Source organism: Leptospira interrogans (assembly GCF_900156205.1).
Lineage (GTDB): Bacteria > Spirochaetota > Leptospiria > Leptospirales > Leptospiraceae > Leptospira > Leptospira interrogans.
Window position 1 is genome coordinate 152,589 of sequence record NZ_FTNA01000006.1, and the last position, 18,665, is coordinate 171,253.

The 18,665-nt window shown below is 36.0% G+C and carries 15 protein-coding genes and 1 pseudogene; 10 read left to right on the forward strand and 6 right to left on the reverse strand.

Annotated elements, in window-relative coordinates:
• Positions 1–374: 374 nt before the first annotated feature.
• Positions 375–713: a hypothetical protein gene (locus BW942_RS07340; RefSeq protein WP_000878047.1), complete on the reverse strand. Its 339-nt coding sequence runs from the start codon at positions 711–713 to the stop codon at positions 375–377.
• Positions 713–1,225, reverse strand: coding sequence for an ankyrin repeat domain-containing protein (locus BW942_RS07345; protein WP_000771927.1), 513 nt, complete (start codon positions 1,223–1,225; stop codon positions 713–715). Before BW942_RS07345 ends, BW942_RS07340 begins: the two co-directional genes overlap by 1 nt.
• Before the next feature lie 538 nt (positions 1,226–1,763).
• On the opposite strand from BW942_RS07345, the gene BW942_RS07350 reads away from it, so the two are divergent.
• The 4 genes from BW942_RS07350 to BW942_RS07365 all read left to right on the forward strand — a co-directional run bounded on the left by BW942_RS07350 (position 1,764) and on the right by BW942_RS07365 (position 6,287).
• Complete coding sequence (locus tag BW942_RS07350; RefSeq protein WP_000674089.1) at positions 1,764–2,291, forward strand: helix-turn-helix transcriptional regulator; 528 nt, start codon at positions 1,764–1,766, stop codon at positions 2,289–2,291.
• 560 nt (positions 2,292–2,851) lie between these two features.
• Entirely contained in the window at positions 2,852–4,831 is a 1,980-nt protein-coding gene (locus BW942_RS07355; RefSeq protein ID WP_001188705.1) for a M48 family metallopeptidase, read from the forward strand.
• Between the two features lie 34 nt (positions 4,832–4,865).
• On the forward strand, positions 4,866–5,066 hold the full coding sequence (locus BW942_RS07360; RefSeq protein ID WP_000243415.1) for a hypothetical protein: 201 nt from the start codon (positions 4,866–4,868) through the stop codon (positions 5,064–5,066).
• Between the two features lie 693 nt (positions 5,067–5,759).
• The gene (locus BW942_RS07365; protein WP_001060301.1) at positions 5,760–6,287 is read left to right on the forward strand and encodes an O-acetyl-ADP-ribose deacetylase; all 528 of its coding nucleotides are present in this window, start codon (positions 5,760–5,762) and stop codon (positions 6,285–6,287) included.
• Between the two features lie 717 nt (positions 6,288–7,004).
• Here the strand turns inward: BW942_RS07365 and BW942_RS07375 are convergent.
• The gene (locus BW942_RS07375; protein ID WP_000922377.1) at positions 7,005–9,533 is read right to left on the reverse strand and encodes a DUF1554 domain-containing protein; all 2,529 of its coding nucleotides are present in this window, start codon (positions 9,531–9,533) and stop codon (positions 7,005–7,007) included.
• Positions 9,534–10,952: 1,419 nt separating this feature from the next.
• Here BW942_RS07375 and BW942_RS07380 point away from each other — a divergent pair.
• Positions 10,953–11,354, forward strand: a complete 402-nt coding sequence (locus BW942_RS07380) for a hypothetical protein (RefSeq protein WP_000119461.1) — start codon at positions 10,953–10,955, stop codon at positions 11,352–11,354.
• A 321-nt stretch (positions 11,355–11,675) separates the two neighbouring features.
• Here the strand turns inward: BW942_RS07380 and BW942_RS22070 are convergent.
• Positions 11,676–12,215: pseudogene (locus BW942_RS22070) on the reverse strand (NADPH-dependent FMN reductase).
• 306 nt (positions 12,216–12,521) lie between these two features.
• On the opposite strand from BW942_RS22070, the gene BW942_RS07395 reads away from it, so the two are divergent.
• From BW942_RS07395 to BW942_RS07410, 4 genes are all read left to right on the forward strand, one after another.
• Positions 12,522–13,832: a 3-hydroxyacyl-CoA dehydrogenase family protein gene (locus BW942_RS07395; protein WP_001206943.1), complete on the forward strand. Its 1,311-nt coding sequence runs from the start codon at positions 12,522–12,524 to the stop codon at positions 13,830–13,832.
• A gap of 15 nt (positions 13,833–13,847) precedes the next feature.
• On the forward strand, positions 13,848–15,113 hold the full coding sequence (locus BW942_RS07400) for an acetyl-CoA acetyltransferase (protein ID WP_001280808.1): 1,266 nt from the start codon (positions 13,848–13,850) through the stop codon (positions 15,111–15,113).
• Between the two features lie 2 nt (positions 15,114–15,115).
• Positions 15,116–15,553: a hypothetical protein gene (locus tag BW942_RS07405; RefSeq protein WP_000054119.1), complete on the forward strand. Its 438-nt coding sequence runs from the start codon at positions 15,116–15,118 to the stop codon at positions 15,551–15,553.
• A 553-nt stretch (positions 15,554–16,106) separates the two neighbouring features.
• A complete protein-coding gene (locus BW942_RS07410) occupies positions 16,107–16,259 on the forward strand; it encodes a hypothetical protein (protein WP_000035982.1) in 153 nt (50 codons plus the stop codon).
• A gap of 24 nt (positions 16,260–16,283) precedes the next feature.
• Here BW942_RS07410 and BW942_RS07415 read toward each other — a convergent pair whose 3' ends face one another.
• Positions 16,284–17,231 carry a WG repeat-containing protein gene (locus tag BW942_RS07415; RefSeq protein WP_000694947.1) on the reverse strand — a complete coding sequence of 316 codons (948 nt, stop codon included), beginning with the start codon at positions 17,229–17,231 and terminating at the stop codon, positions 16,284–16,286.
• Positions 17,232–17,526: 295 nt separating this feature from the next.
• Positions 17,527–17,712, reverse strand: coding sequence for a hypothetical protein (locus tag BW942_RS07420; RefSeq protein ID WP_001125657.1), 186 nt, complete (start codon positions 17,710–17,712; stop codon positions 17,527–17,529).
• A gap of 61 nt (positions 17,713–17,773) precedes the next feature.
• On the opposite strand from BW942_RS07420, the gene BW942_RS07425 reads away from it, so the two are divergent.
• The gene (locus tag BW942_RS07425; RefSeq protein ID WP_001222431.1) at positions 17,774–18,649 is read left to right on the forward strand and encodes an LIC13305 family lipoprotein; all 876 of its coding nucleotides are present in this window, start codon (positions 17,774–17,776) and stop codon (positions 18,647–18,649) included.
• Positions 18,650–18,665 lie beyond the last annotated feature (16 nt).

Genomic DNA, 18,665 nt, shown 5'->3' on the forward strand with positions numbered 1-18,665 from the left:
AATATTTAAAGTATTATTTTCTTCTAAAATAATAGGACGGAATTCGTTAAAAAGATACCATCCCATTTAAAACAAATTTAAAGTTGTTCTTTTAAAAATCCCTTTTTATTTTGATCGGGATTGTTTAGAAAAACCCATTCCGTCAAAACCCTTTAAAACAATATTTTCGATCTTATAACAAAATCATCTTTATCAGTGATAAATCAAAGCTTTCTTTTTGTAATGAACGTAAATTTCAGAATCATTTTTAAGTATCTTACTTGATGAATTTATTTATTGACTAATGTCATTCAATAAAACGGAAATTCATACAAAAATTTGATCTTAAATCCACTCTTATTCGGACCTTATTATAAAAGGCCTTTTACATTTTTTTAAAATGTAAAATCTTCATAAATACTGTGAGCTCCCCCATGTCCAGTTCCGCCACCGTTACTGCCATTCGAAGAACTTCCTCCGCTTGTCCGTGTTCCACTACCCCGATTAGACCCACTACCACTTCCTGAAGAAGTTTTTAATCTACAATTATCCTTACAAGTATCACATACTTGATAACAGAGAAAAGGAACAGCAGAAGATTCTGAATTGATTGCAGCGAGAAGACAAATGGACAATTGAGCCTCACAATTCTTTTCACAGCCGGAAGTATCGATCTTACAATACTCTAAAAAAAATACGAAAATTATCGGTAAAAAATAACGTGTGTATTTCATCATTTCGTACCTGCACCGGCTTTAATAAGAAGTTCTTGAATAATTTTACGATCTTCTAATGTAGATTCAGACCAAGCCGTATGACCTTGTAAGGTCATTGTATGCACATCCGCACCCGAACGCTTTACAATCTCCGGATAACGGTTAAAAGTAGCCATCATCAACGCTGTATGCCCGTCTCTTGTTCTTGCATTTACGTCTGCTCCGTGTCTAATTAAATATTCCGAAATTAAGTATTCTCCTTCCTTTGCTGCGATCATAAGAGGGGTGTAATTTTTAAAAAACGGATCTCTTTGATCGACTCCCCTTCCCAAACGAAGACAATTTTGCAGACCTTGTAAGTCATCCTTATAAACGTAGTCTGTAGGATGGTAAGAAACGGATCTTTCTTGCGGAAAAGCACACATCGTAAAAAATAAACTCGTCCCGAAAACAAAATGGATATACTTTATGTTATCTTTTTTACAAAAGTTTTTTCTAAACTTATTTAGAATCGAACTTAAAAGTTTCATTATATTCTTCCTTCAACATCCGTTTATTGTATCAACTTCCAAATTCAATACAATAGGTGTAAACAGTAGTTGCGGAAACTACTCAGAAACAATTTTACTGTTAGTGGTTTTTACCTAAGAATTTTAAGTAGTCTCGATAGAGCTTGACTTTTAGATATGAAAATTTTTTATTTAGTTACAAGTTTTAAATTTAAGATTCATCGTGAAATTACTTACAAACGATATAATTAGAATACCTAAATATTTCGTTCGGAAATAAAGTTTTGGGATAAAAACTCAAGTTATTCAGTTTTGTAGGGATCAGTAAGAAATTTTTTGTAAACGAGTTTTAAACTTTAGAAACGAATTTTTATAAAATCTGAAAAATAACAATCTTTTACAAAAAATACACGAATGAAACTTAAACGAGAAAAATGCAGGTATATTAAAAATTCATTTTATAGAATTTCTATCAAATCATTTACAATTGAATCTACTATTAAAAATTTTAGGCTCTATTCAACAATTGTATGAATAAAATTTTCTTTAGAAGGTAAAAATGAAATTTTGGTTTCCACAAGAAAGACGATTTTATTTTTTTTCGATGTATATCTTTTTAATTTTACTTTGGATCATTGAAGAAGTTTTAACCTTCGCATTTGATATTAATTGGATAGAAAGATCTCAGGCTTATTTTACTACGATCGAAGCAGCATTCGGTCTGTTATCTATTATAGGAATTTATTTTTTATTTCAAGAAATTAGAAACACAAAAACGGATATTGAATCTGCTAAAATAATGATCGAAGGACTCAAAAATAAAAATCAATTTTTAGTTCAAACCAATCAATCTTTCTGGGAGTCTCTTCAAAGACAATTGGAAGAATGGGACCTCTCCGATAAAGAAAAAGAAATTGCACTCTTACTTCTAAGGGGTATGTCTAATCACCAAATTGCTGCTATTCGAGGAAAAAGTTTAAAAACAATCGAGAACCAAACATTTTCTATTTATCAAAAATCTGGAACTACTGGTAAATTGGAATTCATTGCGTATTTCATTTCTCCTTTACTACCCGAAGAAGATTGATCTATAACCTTTCTCGTAAATGATTTTAGTGACGTAGATATTCTTTGTATATTTTCCAATTCCAAAAATTTTAAAAAAATTTATTTTCTAACTTTTGGGAATTTAAATATTTGAAGAAAAAATTTTTCAAAATAAAAATTCAATCATAGAGCTTATTTTAAAACGAAAAAGTTTTTAGACGAAATATTCCGAAGACAGAACAAATAGGATTTGTTCATCTCCAAACAGAAAATAAAATTCGCCGGATCACAATTTAGAGAAAAAATTCGTCTTCTTAAAAATGAAGGTTAGAAAATCGAATCTGTGTTTGCTCATCTTTTTAGGAATGAAAGAAGATTCGTATTGTACTTTATTTGACCTAAATACTTTTTCCGAAGAGAATTAAGAAACTTTATTTTTAAGTCCGCATTTTTTTAACTTTGGATAAATGAATGTAGTAGTTAAAAGTTACACATGATTTTTCTATGAAAAAAAATAGAATTGAATCAAGCTTGACAATGAAATTTTTTTAATCATCTTATATTATCCCAATCGATATTTTTTTTAAAGGTTGCAACAAAATGCAAAGGTTTTTCAAATTCATCCTTTTCGCTGGAACATTATCAATTTATTTTCCTATCAACGCTCAAAAAAATAATACGATTGATTTCGACGCCGAGTTGTATGCTCAAATCGTTCGTCAAAGCGCCTATCAATACGGAACAATTCTTAAATCTAGAAAAGTTCTCAAAGATCATAATCACTGGAAAAAACCCATCGATTCGGCGTTCCGTAAATTGGCTGATTCTTCAGGAAATCCTACTTTTCCGATCGTTTATAATTTAATTCAAGACAACTCTTTTAACGCTTTCGCTATGGCGGGCGGACAGTTCTGTATCAATTCAGGCACTTTAGATATTTTAGACCAAGTAATTGCAAACTCAGAACCAGACGTAAAAGATAAACTGAATTTTTATAGAGAAAGATATATTGCGGGCGTTTTGTCTCACGAACTTTCGCATTATTATAACAAACACACTTTTAATTCCGTAAAAAAATTCTATCAATTGAAGGGAAATCCAACCGGAGAAGTTATATTAGAAAATATTAAATTCTCCCAGGATCAGGAAGTAGACGCAGATCAAACCGGATTTCAACTTTTAAACAAAGCGGGTTATGGTGGCGAATATATGATTCGTACCTTGGAATTGATGAGCGATATAGATAATCAATATAAAGAATATATCGCGAAAAAAAAATTAGATAAAACCAGTCCAGAATCTATGACTTCTTTGTATTTTACGAGTCATCCTTCTCCAAACGATAGACTTTCTAGATTCAATAGCGACAAACAAGAACTCTATTCTTTACTTGCTACATTGGAAAAAACCTTTGATGATATTCAATTCGGTAAAAATCTAGATCTGGCTAAATCTAATTTAGAAAAGGCACTTTCTAAATTTCCTGGTAATACTCATTTAGAAAAATCTTATGCAATTTGTCTTCATAAAATTTGGATGTCAACCGCAAGCAACGAAGATTTAAAAATTAAACCGGTTATCGATATGCCTTCTTTTCGGGATTCAATGTTATTTCCAGGCGGACTTCGCAAAAGGGTCGTTATGCGAACAACCCCTGGCAATCAAGCCGCTTATACAAAAGCGAAAGAAGCTTATCAAAAGGTAATTATAAAAACAGAAGACCCCTACTTTATTTCAAACTATGCAGTCCTTCTTGCTTATTCCACTGAAGAAAACGACATGAACGTCGCAAAGTCTCTTGCAGGAAGCACTGTAAGAGCTGAAAATTCTATTCCTCTGGCAAACAATTTCGGCGTGGTTTTGTATTGGACCAACGATGAGGAAAAGGCCATGGAAATTTTCAAATCGGTCGCAAACATGGTAGATAAAAGAGTACAAAATTTCAGTGAAAAATCTAAATCGAGTCCCGACGTTCAGGCTTACTTACAAGGAATCGGAAATTCAATTCATCAAAAAATACAATTAGATCCGGATTATGTTTACGAAAACTTTACTCCTATTTTAAATTACGTTCTTTTAGAATCTTACAAAGAAAAAACTCCGAAAACGAAACAATTAGCTTCATATTATTTAGAAAATTATGATTCTTTTTCTGGTTGGGCTAAATATCTCGCAAATCTTCAAGGAATCGATCTACCAGAACCATCGCAAAATACAAAACAAAATGTTTTCAAGATTGGTGGGGTTGGCCCTGGTGATAAACTAGAAGATCTACTAAAATTATGGGGGCAACCGGATAAGATCCAAATCGATAAATCTTCCGGAAATGAATTTTATATTTATAGTAACAAAGAAACTTCCTTTTTATTAAATATTGGTTCGGTTCTTCAAGTCAATGCGTATGGAGACAATAGTCCTGGTATCGACAAGGGTGTGGTTATTGGTTCAGATCGAGGAACCGCCGAAAAAGTTTTCGGTAAACAATTCCAAAAAAGTGGACCGTATTTTGGATATTCTCAAAACGGAAACACATTTGTTAAATACAGAAAGAATAAAGTTGATCAGATCATTCTTCAATAGTTATTGATAGTTTTTACTATTCGGACGTATAAAAATGGTATTGAAAGTTGGTTCGTACCATTTGTTTTTTTCCGAAACTCATAGATGCAAGATTCCTGACTTTTTTATCCAAACGCTTCATAAAAGAAGATATTTAAAATCTCTTTTTAAAAGAATAAAAATCTTTTTGGAAAACTTTCTTCTTTCTCATCAATTAGAACAGAGTAAGTTTCGTAACAACCAGAATAGTCAATAACTTTCAAACTCTGACCTTGAAGTATGGAATAAATTTCGCAATTCGAATTTAAAATTGAAACTTCCCAATTCTAAAAACCATCAACGTAAGTATTCCCGAATCCAATTACTAATTTCTAATGTTTATTACAAAGTGTCACTTCATGTAAGTTTGATAGAATTCAATACGAAAGCGTCTCTCTTCTATGAGCGCTCGAAGTAACTCAACGTCTCACTTTCCATGGATCGTTCGACGGATCGCGTTCTAAATTGTAACTCAAAACGAAATATCGTATAACTTTTCTTTCATGCAATTTATTGACTGAAGCTGAAAGCACGTCCAGCAATGCCAGATTTGCCCAGATGTTCTTTTGCAGAACTTGCATTATTAAAGTGTAAGTTATTGAGTACTTTATTATGTAATTTTGAGTAGTTGAAGAATTAGCAATTTTAAGTGTAAATTTACTTAAGTAAATTCTAAATAGATACGGAAATAATAAATTCCTATATTTTAAATTCTGTAGTAATGTTTATATAAGCCCCGTTTAGTTTTGGAATACACTGTAAATTTCTTGAAATAATTTTATAAAGGAGAAAATTTTTAACTTTTGAGACAGTCCCAAAGTTATATTTTTAAAATTCTGATTCTTTTAAGATTTTACAGAAGCTTGGAACAAATTCTCTATAAAAGAAAACATAGAATTAATTTTTAAAAGTGAATAATAAAATTAAATTAATCAAAGAAGATATCACCCAACTCGAAGTAGACGCGATCGTAAACGCGGCCAATAGTTCTTTGTTAGGTGGTGGTGGAGTTGATGGTGCAATTCATAGAGCAGGTGGACCGGAAATTTTAGAAGAATGTTATAAAATCCGAGAAAAACAAGGAGAATGCAAAGTCGGAGAAGCAGTTATTACAACCGCTGGAAGATTAAATGCAAAATTTATAATTCATACGGTTGGACCTATTTGGAGCGGTGGAAATAAAAACGAAGATGAACTACTTTCTAACGCTTATAAAAATAGTCTTCTTTTAGCAAAAAATCATTCTTTAAAAACAATCGCATTTCCAAATATCAGCACAGGTATTTATCATTTTCCCAAAGAACGCGCCGCAAAGATTGCAATTCAAAGTGTTACGAAATTTCTAAAACAAGACAATCAAATCCAAACTGTATTTTTTGTTTGTTTTGATTTTGAAAATTTAGAAATTTATAATAAACTACTTCAAACATACAAATAATTTGGAGAATAGGTTTCTTACGAAAAAGCAAAGAAAAAATTCATTTTTTATAAAATAATATTTTAACGTGAGTTCGATATAAGAAACCCATGGTTCTGAAAAAAGTTGGTCTGAACTTTACAGATCAATTTTTTAAATGTGGGAACTACCACAATTTATAAAGTGTGTGTCCCAAAATCTTAAAAAATTTTACACGATAATTTTTTAGAAATTTTTAATAAAATGCAGTAGTTCTTACAGATTCAGCCGTATTTGGCAATTTACAAACTTTCTAGTAGTTCTAATCTCGTTAAATTTTCGTAGTAGATCCTACATTGGACGGTTTTGGAACACGCTCAAAATAGAAGTTTATAACAATTGAATCTGCAGTATTCAATTGGGGGAGAATTTTCACAAAACTTAGTTTTGTCTGTAAAATGCGGGAACTACTACAAATCACGATTTTAAAAACAAATTCTAAAATTGTAAGAACTCATACTTTTAGAAAATTCTTTCTTACGCCAAACTCACATTATTTTAGAAAAACTTGAAATACTTTTAAAAATCAAAATTGATTATTAGAATTTTTGAAAAATTAATCCTTCATCTGTTTCCGTTGTATTAAAACAATTTTGCTAATCTTCCATTATAGAATTTTTCAACAACTCTATTGACGATCGCGAGAATAATCGTAATATCTCGCGATCGATCGTTTAAACTAGAAAGATTCTACGTATCTCACTGACAATCTGGTAAAGCCCAAGGATAACCGCAGATGTTTGCGAGTTGATCCATTCCCACCGCACGAAATAAATTATCCACTTCGCTCTTGGAAATAAGTCCTTTCTGAATCAGTTTCCATCCCAGAGATTGAGGAGAAAACGGACTTTTGATCGAAAGGTATTTGTCGTTGAACTCTGGACTTCCGTTCGCAGGAAGAGGAGAACCGTCGTAGAGTTCGTTCAAAGTGGTTAACAAATCTTTCAAACTCACTCGAGAATTCTTAGGATGAACCACGTCTCCATAAAAGACCCACTTAAAATTGACCGGCCCACCGTCCAATATTTCTCCCAGCAACTTCATCTGATCGTATCGATATTCAAATTGATTTACATACGGAGCATAGTTTCCCGTTGCGTAATAACTATCCACATGATACGGAGGCACTTGCAACAGATAGTGAACAAAGCCATCATAACGATACTCATTATTCGAGTTTGTGTTACGATCCGTAAAAGTAGAATTGATGCTTTGGATATTTTGCAACCTGGAGTTCCACTCCGGAGAATTTTCTGAGATTCCTCGGACCCACATTTCGTACCGAAACCTTTGGTAATCGGAATAAGTCTGGTCCACGATCGGATCCAATTGCCAACCATTTTGGTATGTACCCAAATAGTAGTTTCCTTGCACCCAGTTCCCCCGATTTCCGCTGATCAAATATCTACCGATAGGATTCACAATCCCTTCCGTCAGCGCCATACTCATATCTTGGTATTCATACAGATTGTGCGCCCGTCCATAGTTTTGGTTATTAGAATCTCTAAACTGTCCCGCCCAATTATTAGTCGTAGTTAATGTCCAAGGAGCCGCAGATTGTACTATGGTATGACCAAATTCATGACCCAAAGGAATATCAACCGAAAGTTCTGATGAGATAGTAATATCTGCCTGTGGCGCGCTCAAGGAAAGATTTCCAGGATAGGCTCCGGAACCGTATGTGCCATTAAAATTGATTGTGTAACAAGTTACACAATTGCGAGCTGGATTGTTGATAAACATATCAAAGTGAATCTTTTCCACGGATTCGGAGGGAGCTTCCATTCGATTATGAAATTCCACCACTCCCTGCCAACTCGCAAGGGTCAACTTCATACTGTTCATGAGGCTTGTGGGGATTGAACTCAAAAGATTCACGGTTCCGAAGTCGTACGTTTTCGTAGTTGCATTCCAATATTCACTCAAGGGCAACACTACTTCAAAGTAAGGCTCCACCTGGCTCTTTTGTGTATTTGGATCTACGAATAAAGTCTGGAAAAATTTACTCTGGTCGTATGGCAAATAATTGAGGGCTGAAATCGTTGTCTTCTCCCAAACGCTACGGATCGTACCGATCGAATTGTTATATACAAGATTTGTTTTGTAATCCAGCACAACTGTAATTCGAACCCGATCCGGAGCGGGGGTGGTCTTCAAACAGGCGTTTATCTGAGAAACGTTTATATTTCCATCCAGACTACTTTGTAAATTGGATACGTAACAACCCACTGGGTTTGTCTGAGTGCTGTTGAAAAAATTCAAATGAACCTGACCGGGAACCGGTCTGTAACTTCCAGGGCTTGCAACGTCACTCGAAACGGCAACTCCGGTCGCGGGATCAAAATGACGTTTAAACTCGTGGCATTGTTTCCAAGGGATCGTAAAAGGAGAACCTTGAGCATTATTATCATAACACTGCGAATCCTCTAAAAAACCGATCTTTGCTTTTAATGTAACAGGTTTTTCTTGTACACAAAGGATCCCCATCTCCATACTTCCTTGAGAACTTGGGTCTTGGGTTTCTTTCCATTGACAAGGAATAGAACCCGCTGAAATAGAAGTCCCTGTTTTGTAATTTGCATATCCAATCCCTCCTTGAACAGACGCATTTCCGTTTGTCCAAGGCTGCGATCCAGAAGAACAAAGTTGTGTAGATGGAACCGTTTTCCAATTGGACTGAAGTCCAGTCCAAATTCCAAAATCCCAGAGGTAAAAAGAATCAGCGAACGCATAACTCAGACTTCCAGTCGAAAAATCAAAGAGCCCCGCATCGTTCGTAGTAAATAGCATCTTTCCATCCGGTCTGTAATACGAAGTATTTTTTATAAAGACCCAATCCTTTTGTCCTGACGAAGAATTAGGTCCGACCGTAGTAGCAACACGATTGACACCATCTACAAGCATCGCCTTATAAGACCCTGTCCCGGAAAGACTAGAAGGAATATGAGAATTACAATAAGCATCTGCGCCGGAAATGCCCGTGAAGTTTCCATTGTGAGTAAGAGGTAAAACCGAGGTACTATTCGTATAACTAGTTACAAAAACGTAAAGTCCTCCAGAAGGAATCGCAGTCAAATTGTTCGAGTGTGAATCGATCAAATTCAAAAATGAATTTTTTAAAGAAGAAATTCCAAACGAATTTGAATTTTCTCCCCCACATCCCACAAAAAATGTGACCATTAATATAAAAGAATAGGAATATATTGTTTTGAATATGTATTTCAACATTAAAGTCTCCTTAGAGAAGAAGAACAAAGGAATGAATACTTTTTTGCACATGTTTGACAAATAAGCATTTTCTGCAGATTTTTATAGAATAGGTACCTAAACCTCTCAGCATATCTCTATTTAAGAAAATAATTATAATAATAATTCTATTATATAAAGATTAATAAATTTATATTAGAATAGTTGAAAAATTAATTCTCTATCTGTTTCTATTTCATGGAAACGGTCGATTAAAGCAATTTTGTTAATTGAACTATGGAATTTTTCAACAACTCTATTAGATTGATTTAGTAAAATATAACTTTTACAAAATCACCGTTATTTTTAGTACCATTTTCATGTTCCTAAAATCAATTCGAATATAGAGACTCTATTACTTAGTCCTGAGTAAAAACTAAGTAATAATATATTAGGGTTTTGAAAAATTACTTCTCTATTTGTTTTATCGAAATGAGCGATTGAAGCAGTTTTGTTAATTTTAAACTATGAAATCTTTCAAAAAATCAATTTAACTTAGGACTTTTAAACCAAACATCTATACTGATTTTATAACCATTGCAAAAAAGGCAGATCGTATTTTAGATGTACTCAAATTCAGAAAGATATATTAACTTTTCATTTTATGAAACTCAAAAGTTTATTGTTCTATTGATCCCTATAAAATTAAATACTGTAAATTTTAATTACAAAGTCCTGTTTCTGAACAAAATATTAAATACCGTGTTATATATTTCTGGGTAAAATCTCAAAAGAAAAAATATGGGAGTTTTCGTAAATTATGTTCCTTCAAAGTTATTTATGATTTTGGGTGATTTTTCTCATCGTTTAAAAACGTAGTAGTTCTCGCATTGGACGGTTTTGGGACAAGCTCTGATATGGCGCTCCCAACCGGAGCCGTAAATATTTTTTCGCATTTTTTTATCATCCAATATGAACTCGTTAGAGAAAAGCATTCGATAAAACGATCGTATCAATTTTTGGAAATTCATATTTTAAGCTCTCCTTGACTTTCTATTATTAGAATAAGTATATGAAAATGGGCATGTACCTACATTTTTAAAGTCCATTCATAAAATCATGATTACAGGAATTGAAAATACTCAAAAAGCAATTTGTATCTATGATAGTCAATCAGTAGCTACAGATAGATGTGTCACCTTAAAAAATGAATTCTAATTTTAAAATATTTCAGACCATTTATAGATTGTAGTTCAATAGCCTACTTTTCAATCTTATACCAAGTTCATAAATCCCTACGAAATTGAATTATTATATGCAAGATTGGTTATGTAATCCAAAACAAGTATGATCTAAACCCAATCCGGAATGTGAATGGTTTTAAGACAATTGTCCACTTGTGCGGCTATTTCATAGTTTTTTACTTGTCTCTGGTTCACTTCTACTGCCTTATGATCAAATATGAGTTACGACCTAGGCGTTTTCTATACTGAACATCCTCAATCTGATTCTATGGCGATGGATCGGTACATCGCATTCTGTGAACAGAACGACTTGACCACTTACATCGAACCAAATCTAAAAGTTAAGAACTTTGTACAGGACTTGACAAAGACTTATCCTCAACTCAATGATTGGCCTGAAGATGACATTGACAATTGCCCTTGGAGTAACGACTTCGACATCTCCGAAGGACATGTCATAATTTCGATGTCCTTCTCCCGCGCTGAAGAAATATCCAACTTAATTATCCAGTTAGCTACAAAGTATGGTTTAGTGGGCATAGACCCACAGTCAGGTGCTATTTTCACAGCACCCGCAAACCTTTATATTTCAAAAAAACCATGGTGGAAATTTTGGTAACTACTATCTATAGTTTTTCCTAGCTATTCGTTATCAGCTTTTCAACGCACAACCAGCTTTATAAAGCTACGATCATTTTCGGCAATTCTTGGATGTTTCAATTACCTCACTTTAAGAGTGAGGTAATAACTCATAAATCAGCGTTAGGCGAAATAAGGAAGATGAATTAAATTTTTATCTAAAAAACGAACCGAAAATATCCAAGCTTATTAGAACCCATCTCAAAAATACTATATCTTTACTCAAGAGGCAGATTTTTGCTATCGTGGGTATTTTGGATTTGATCTTACTCTTTATTCGAACTAGAAAACCCAAGCGATTCTATCTTTCTCTATACATACGAATTGCATCCGAAAAGACGACTAACGCGTCCGAGATTTTTCTACGCATATCTCCTTCGGTCCATTCATCTTTATCATTAAGCTTTCTTCTGGAAAACGGAATCGGAAACGAACAGACTACGGCTGCATTCATCGCGCGCAGCGTGGTAAGCAGAGACTGAAGAGCCTTTTCTCCTCCCATATATGAAGGAGAAGAACTGAGTAGCCATAACGGGTTTATTCACGTATTCTCCCGAACCGACCACCCAATCCAATGAATTTTTCAAGACCCCCGGCATGTTGTGTGCGTATTCCGGAGTACAGATCAAAACGCCGTCTACAATCCTTAATACCTCGCGATATTTTTTTACGGATTCTGGGGAATTCTCCCATCCCGGTCGGGGCTAAAATGAGGAAGATCACCTAATTCTGAAAAGGTGATAATCTCCATCTCGGATGGCGCCGTTTTGGCAATAGCTCTAAGAAGGGCCGAGGCATTGGATTCGAATCGAATACTTCCCGATATGAACAAAATTTTCATACGTAATCATTAGAATGGAATCCATAAAAAATCGGTTTAAAAAAATAAGATTTTAAATGCGAATGATCCGAAAAGTAGTTTCGAAACTCAACCGACTTTATCTCTAATCGCTTCCATCTGATTTTTCGTGATGAACAAACAAATCACAAATCTGGTTTTTTAGCCTTTCGTAATCTTTTAAAACAGAACATTCGTTCTGTTTTTTAAATTCTCTATCCGTCCAGTGATGAAAAAAACTTTCCTCCCCACCTGGCTGTTTTAAACAAGTCCTATTCCATTGGGAAATCCAAGAATTGGTATAGTTTCATGAGAGAAATCAAAACAGTAACAGTATTGGGCGCGAACGGTACCATGGGCGCCGGATCTGCGGCAATTGTTGCCTCATTCGGAAAGGCAAAAGTTCACATGCTCGCTAGGGACACAAACAAAGCGAAAGAAGGTATCGAAAAAGCAATCGGCTCGGTTAAAACAGATACAATCCGTCCCAGACTGATTCCAGGTTCGTATGATGCGGATTTAGAAAAAGCAGTTTCAGAATCCGATTGGGTTTTCGAACTCGTTGCAGAAAGTTACGAAGTAAAAGAACCAATCAACAAAAGAATCGCAAGCTCAAGAAGACCGGGAACCATCGTTTCCACCGTATCATCCGGTCTTTCTATCGAAAGACTTTCTAAAGCTTTTGACGAAGACGGACAAAAACATTATTTCGGAACTCACTTCTTTAATCCTCCTTACAAAATGATTCTTTGTGAACTCGTTTCTCACAAAGGTTCGGATAAAAAAGTTCTCAAACAACTCGGCGAATACTTAGAAAAAGTTTTAGGACGTGCGGTCGTTTATACGAATGATACTCCTGCATTTGCAGGAAACAGAATCGGTTTCCAGCTCATCAACGAGGTTGCACAGATCGCTGAAAAATATTCCGATAAAGGTGGAATTGCTCTGATGGACGCGATCATGAGTGGTTACACCGGAAGAGCGATGGCTCCTCTAGATACTGCGGATTTCGTAGGATTAGACGTTCACAAAGCGATTGTAGATAATCTCTACGAAATGACAAAAGATGCGGCTCATTCTACTTTTAAAATGCCAGACTACTTCCAGAAGCTCATTGATAAAGGCGATTTAGGAAGAAAAACAGGTGGTGGACTTTATAAGATGTCCAAAACCCCAGATGGTAAAAAAGAAAAATTAGTCTATAATATAGGTGCTGATTTGTATGAACCGGTTCCTAAGTTCGAGATTGATTTTATTCGTCAGGCGAATAAAAGAATTTCGGAAGCGGATTACACAGGCGCGATGAACATCGTAAAAGAAGCGAAAGGTTTTGAAGCGGATCTTGCAAGATATTTTATCGCAAGATACGTTAGTTACTCTCTATCTATCGTTGGCGAAGTTGTAGACACAAAAGAAATGGCGGACCTCGCAATGGGAACCGGATTCAACTGGGCTCCCGCTTCCGCGTTTGTGGATTTCTTAGGCGGACCTAAGGACGCGATCCAACTGATCGAAAAAGCAAAACTTCCGGTTCCTGAAGTATTAGCAAAAGCGAAACCAGGAAAGCCGTTTTACGAGTTGAAAGAAAAGCTGGATGCTCGTTCACTTTTCAAAGGATAATTTAGGGGGGTCAACATGAGCGATAAGATTTACGTCCTCGGCGGAGAACAAACCGACTTTCAAAGAAACTGGACCAAAGAAGGTAAAACCTTCATGTCCTTAATGCGAGAAGCCGTTCAAGACGGATTAGAAGCTGTCGGAATCACATCCGATGAAATCAAAAAACTGAATAAACAAAATCGAATTGGAATTTTCGTTGGTAACTTTGACGCAGAACAATACGCAACTCAAGGCCACTTGGGTGCATTCTTAACCGAAGTTGATCCCGCATTCTATGGAATTCCAGGTGGTCGTTTTGAAGCAGCCTGCGCTTCTGGTTCCATCGCACTTGACGCGGCGGCTACAAAAATTCGTGCAAAAGACTACGACGTTGCGATTGTTCTCGGAATCGAGATCATGAAAACAGTAAGTTCTTCCGTGGGTGGGGACTTTTTAGGAACCGCAGCCTACTATGAAAAAGAAGCAAAAGGAGTTCAATTTCCTTTTCCTAAACTTTTCGGTAAACTCGCGGATGTAATTCTCGAAAGGTATAAACTTCCAGAACAAAGATTTATGGGAGCGTTAGCCGAAATATCAAGAATCAACTACGACAACGCAAAAAGAAATCCAAAAGCACAAACTCGTTCTTGGTTTATGAACAAGGAACACGCAAACGCAAGAGGCGGAGAATACAACATGGCTGTCGGAGGAAGGCTCTGTATTACAGATTGTTCTCAAGTTACCGACGGCGCTGCCATGGTAGTTCTCGCTAACAAATCCTACACCGAAGAATACGCTAAAAAAAGAGGAAAGAAGATCAACACAATCCCAAGATTAAAAGGCTGGGGACACAGAGTAGCTCCGATCACTTTTGAAGCAAAGGTAGCTGAATCCAAAGGAGATAAATTCATTCTACCTTGGACTAGACAAACCGTAAAAGACGCTTACGATAGAGCAGAGCTGGGAGTCAAAGACATCGACGTTTTTGAAACTCACGATTGTTTTACTTCTTCCGAATACGCTGCTATTTCTGCTTTTGGAATTTCTCAACCTGGTAAAGAACACGAAGCAATCGAAGAAGGTGTAATTGACTTTAAAGGCAAAAAACCAATCAACCCATCCGGTGGATTGATCGGAGTTGGTCACCCAGTAGGCGCTTCTGGAGTTCGTATGATGCTTGATCTTTATAAACAAGTAACTGGAACCGCTGGAGATTACCAAGTAGAAGGCGCTAAGAATGGACTGATGCTGAATATCGGCGGGTCCGCAACGACTAACGTGGTTTTCATCGTAGGAAAATAAAAATGAGTTTAAAGACTGCGAAAGATTGGAATCAATTTCTTTTAAGATTATTTATCGCTTTCGGCTTTTGGGAAGTGATCTCTGTACCTCTTCGTAGTCTTTTATTTTCTCGTTTTTACTACGACCCTACTTATAAAAATTTTTTCCAATCTGTGGGAATGATCTTATGGGTAGGGCCTATCGTAGCCGATCTGATCCAAGTTTTCTTTTTAGGAATGATCATCCGACTTGCAAAAGATTCTTTACCGACCGGAATCGTAGGTGGTTTGATCATTGCAATTTGTTTTTCTTTAGCGGCTTACGTCGGACCTGCTATTTCTATATTAAACTTTGTGAATGTTTTACCTAACTTAATCGTTTGGCTTTGGGTATTCTCGCAATTCTTATTGACTTTGATTTCTTCTTTGATATTGACTTATTCTTCCGATGAAGAATTTTAAACCGGAGAATCTTTTTTTCGTTTTAAAGTTAGGAAGATAAATTCCGATCAAAACTTCCAGTGATTCATAACAGAATGTGAATATGTAATAAAGTTTGGGCGGCTCCCGCCAACGGATTACAAAAAAGTAAGCTTGAACGGAATCAGGCGAGACCGGGCTCTCTGTGGGTCGAGTTATAATGGTCAAGTTATTGTGTTTTGTAGGAACTCCAACATTGGAACCTAGGTTGCCAATAACTTGACCACGCTTTGATCCCTGCCGCGGGGATTCATAGGAAGTCATGGCATTGAGTTAACCCGGCGGAGACCAGCTTAGAAAGCGAGGTATCACCTAATGTTTTGGACAAATTCTAAGAGCTCATTTTAAGACTTGTTCTATTGTTTTGAAAACCAATGTTCCCCTCATTCTCTTCAAAGGGATATTAAAACAATTTGAATAGGATCGTTCTAAAAAAGCGGTCGAAAAAAAATTGGACACAAGGAAAATGAGGAAGCAATTTAAAAGTATGAAGAAATCCTTTACGGCAAGCGTTTGGCAAGAAGAGAAAATGTAAGTGGCCCAGTGTTTAGAGGCGAATATTGCAAGCCAAGAAGAATCGGAAGCGCTATCCAATTTGCAAGAAGCCTTAGAACTACACTTTGAAAATCCCGTAGCGACTCTTTTACCCGAGATTAAAAAGATTCTGGCGGAAGTGAGTGTCGCTTAAGCCTTTATCCTAGAATGATTCGGGTTATTTTTCAGATATGTCGCCGCTTTCCAAACATTTCGTAAAATCGATATATCCCCATTTGTTTTCGACACGGACTGGCGCAAGACCATCTGTAGGTGAATGTGCTGCATCGAAGTGTGGTGAAATTATCTCCGGCTCCCCTTTTGTGCTGAAAAACCCCCATTTATTCTCATTACGAAAAACTACGATTTTTTCTAATTCGTAATGATTGGGAGGAATAAAACCTGGTATTTGGCGTTCGCCTAATTTATTAATATAAAACGTTCGCACCCGTATGAAATAACTCACCCTCACTTCGGCAAAACCTTTCGAAAAAGAGCCTAAAGAATATGAATATACGTTTTCAAATTGAGGTCGAATGACAATTTTTCCAGACTTATTGATATATCCATATTCTTCTCCCTTAATTTCTACGACCGCAAGGTCCTCCGAAAAGGAATCCGCATCGTTAAATCGAAGCCGAATGGCGATTTTTCCGGTTTTATCAACATATCCCCATTTACCTCCAACTTTCACAGCAGCAAGTCCTTGTGAAAAAAATTTCGTTTCATCGAACCGAGGTTGAATCACGATTTTTCCCGTAGGATCAATATACCCCCATTTATTTTTAACCTTAACGGCCGCAAGACCTTCTGAAAAAGGTTTCGCATCATCAAATTGAGGTAGAATTACAAACGTTCCGGTATAATCAATATATCCCCATTTGTTTCCAATCCGTACGGGTGCAAGGCTTTCTGAAAATTGCCCGACCTTATCGAATTGAGGCTGAATCACGGAAACATTCGGATTTGTAGGCGTTAGTTGAATAGAGCCGACTCCTTCCTTCTCAACCGTGTCTATTTTAAATTCGGTGGCACACGGATGTGCTACAAGTGCGGAAATACATGCAGAAAATATGAAATACAAAAATAGCATAACTTTTAAAAAAACTCTATTTTTAATTTTCATGATCGTTTTCAAACTGCCGTTGGAGTTCCCGCAGATTACGCCTCTTTGCTAAGATATGGTGTTTCGAATTTCTTTCTTGTTGTTCAATTCTTATAGCAGTTCCAACGTTTTAGGGTTTTTCTGTAAAACTCAAAATCCGAACTATAATTCCCTCGTCAGCGCTTCTTACGAGTTTTTTTCAAAAAACGGTACACGACTAAAAAATCTTTTCTGAAAGGCAATAGTTCCCACATTAAGATTCATTCTTTGTCAGAGCTTTTTTCGTCTCGATGAGGCGGTAACTTCTGTGACCTTATTAAAATACCGTTTTTAAATTTTCCTTCCAAAATGGTTCTGTCGGGATAGACCAATCTTCCGTTTGCATTTGCCAGGTCGTTTGAGTAAATTCCTTTTCCGGTCTTTTGACTGTTTCGAAAGGTTCATCGGAGTTTTTATTATAACTTAAATTCTTTCGCCGAGCTTTCTCAGGATTCTTTGGCACACAATGAACGATCTTTTCGTTATTCTATTGAGATGCTATAAAAAACATCCAGAGAAAATCCATGAGAATAAACGTAGTAAAATTAGTTTTAAGTCTTTTGTTTGTTTTTACCTTCCTGTCCGCTTGTTCGACTGAAAAAGAGGATAAAAATACCTCCGATCTTCTTTTGCTTTTATTATTTCAAGATCGCGTTGAAAACTATGATCGTGACGTTCAAATCATAACTCATACAATGGTGTCATCCCCTTACGTTTCTTATGATACTAACTATTCTGATGAAGACTTAAATTATTATAAAGATCTTGTCGAAACTGAAATTGCAAGGTATCCAAGAGGATATTTTATCAAAGCACGCGCAGAAAAAATCGTGTTTACCCGAAATCTCCATTTAAAAGGGAGTTACTGTGGAGCTCTATCAACACCGAGTGAAAATATTATATTTTTAGACGTTCAGGACGGGATAAAATCCAGATCAGAAACAACTCCTATGGATCCTACATATTTTAGTGCAGCCAGATTATCAAAGGTAATACACCATGAACTTACTCACAGTATGGATGATGTTATGAGATACTACTGGGATCCCAAATGGGTATCACTAAACCCGCCCTCCTTTCAATACGGAAGCTACGATTATTCTTCCTTCAATCCTCGTGCTTTGGGTGGTGATATCTCTCCTTTTTTAACTCCATTTTGGAATCCCATTGACGGTTTTGTGAGCGAATATGCCACATCGAATTACGCGGAAGATCGAGCGGATGTCGGCGGTGCAATTCAAGGACGTCAATTTTCCTATTTAAGCAAAATTTGTGCAGCCGATTCTATCGTTGCTGCGAAAGTGCGTTTGACGATCGATGAAATGAACCGTTTTTGGCCCTATCCTGGAGCCGAAAACACGGCCTGGAAACGCAGGTTCGATGAGATTCAATGTAATTGATTGAATTCGTTCACAA

What these genes read in the sequence shown, in the direction of transcription:
- BW942_RS07340 (WP_000878047.1), bottom strand. Translation starts at nt 713, where the DNA reads ATGAAATACACACGTTATTTTTTACCGATAATTTTCGTATTTTTTTTA.
- BW942_RS07345 (WP_000771927.1), bottom strand. Translation starts at nt 1,225, where the DNA reads ATGAAACTTTTAAGTTCGATTCTAAATAAGTTTAGAAAAAACTTTTGT.
- BW942_RS07350 (WP_000674089.1), top strand. Translation starts at nt 1,764, where the DNA reads ATGAAATTTTGGTTTCCACAAGAAAGACGATTTTATTTTTTTTCGATG.
- BW942_RS07355 (WP_001188705.1), top strand. Translation starts at nt 2,852, where the DNA reads ATGCAAAGGTTTTTCAAATTCATCCTTTTCGCTGGAACATTATCAATT.
- BW942_RS07360 (WP_000243415.1), top strand. Translation starts at nt 4,866, where the DNA reads ATGGTATTGAAAGTTGGTTCGTACCATTTGTTTTTTTCCGAAACTCAT.
- BW942_RS07375 (WP_000922377.1), bottom strand. Translation starts at nt 9,533, where the DNA reads ATGTTGAAATACATATTCAAAACAATATATTCCTATTCTTTTATATTA.
- BW942_RS07380 (WP_000119461.1), top strand. Translation starts at nt 10,953, where the DNA reads ATGAGTTACGACCTAGGCGTTTTCTATACTGAACATCCTCAATCTGAT.
- BW942_RS07395 (WP_001206943.1), top strand. Translation starts at nt 12,522, where the DNA reads ATGAGAGAAATCAAAACAGTAACAGTATTGGGCGCGAACGGTACCATG.
- BW942_RS07400 (WP_001280808.1), top strand. Translation starts at nt 13,848, where the DNA reads ATGAGCGATAAGATTTACGTCCTCGGCGGAGAACAAACCGACTTTCAA.
- BW942_RS07405 (WP_000054119.1), top strand. Translation starts at nt 15,116, where the DNA reads ATGAGTTTAAAGACTGCGAAAGATTGGAATCAATTTCTTTTAAGATTA.
- BW942_RS07415 (WP_000694947.1), bottom strand. Translation starts at nt 17,231, where the DNA reads ATGAAAATTAAAAATAGAGTTTTTTTAAAAGTTATGCTATTTTTGTAT.
- BW942_RS07425 (WP_001222431.1), top strand. Translation starts at nt 17,774, where the DNA reads ATGAGAATAAACGTAGTAAAATTAGTTTTAAGTCTTTTGTTTGTTTTT.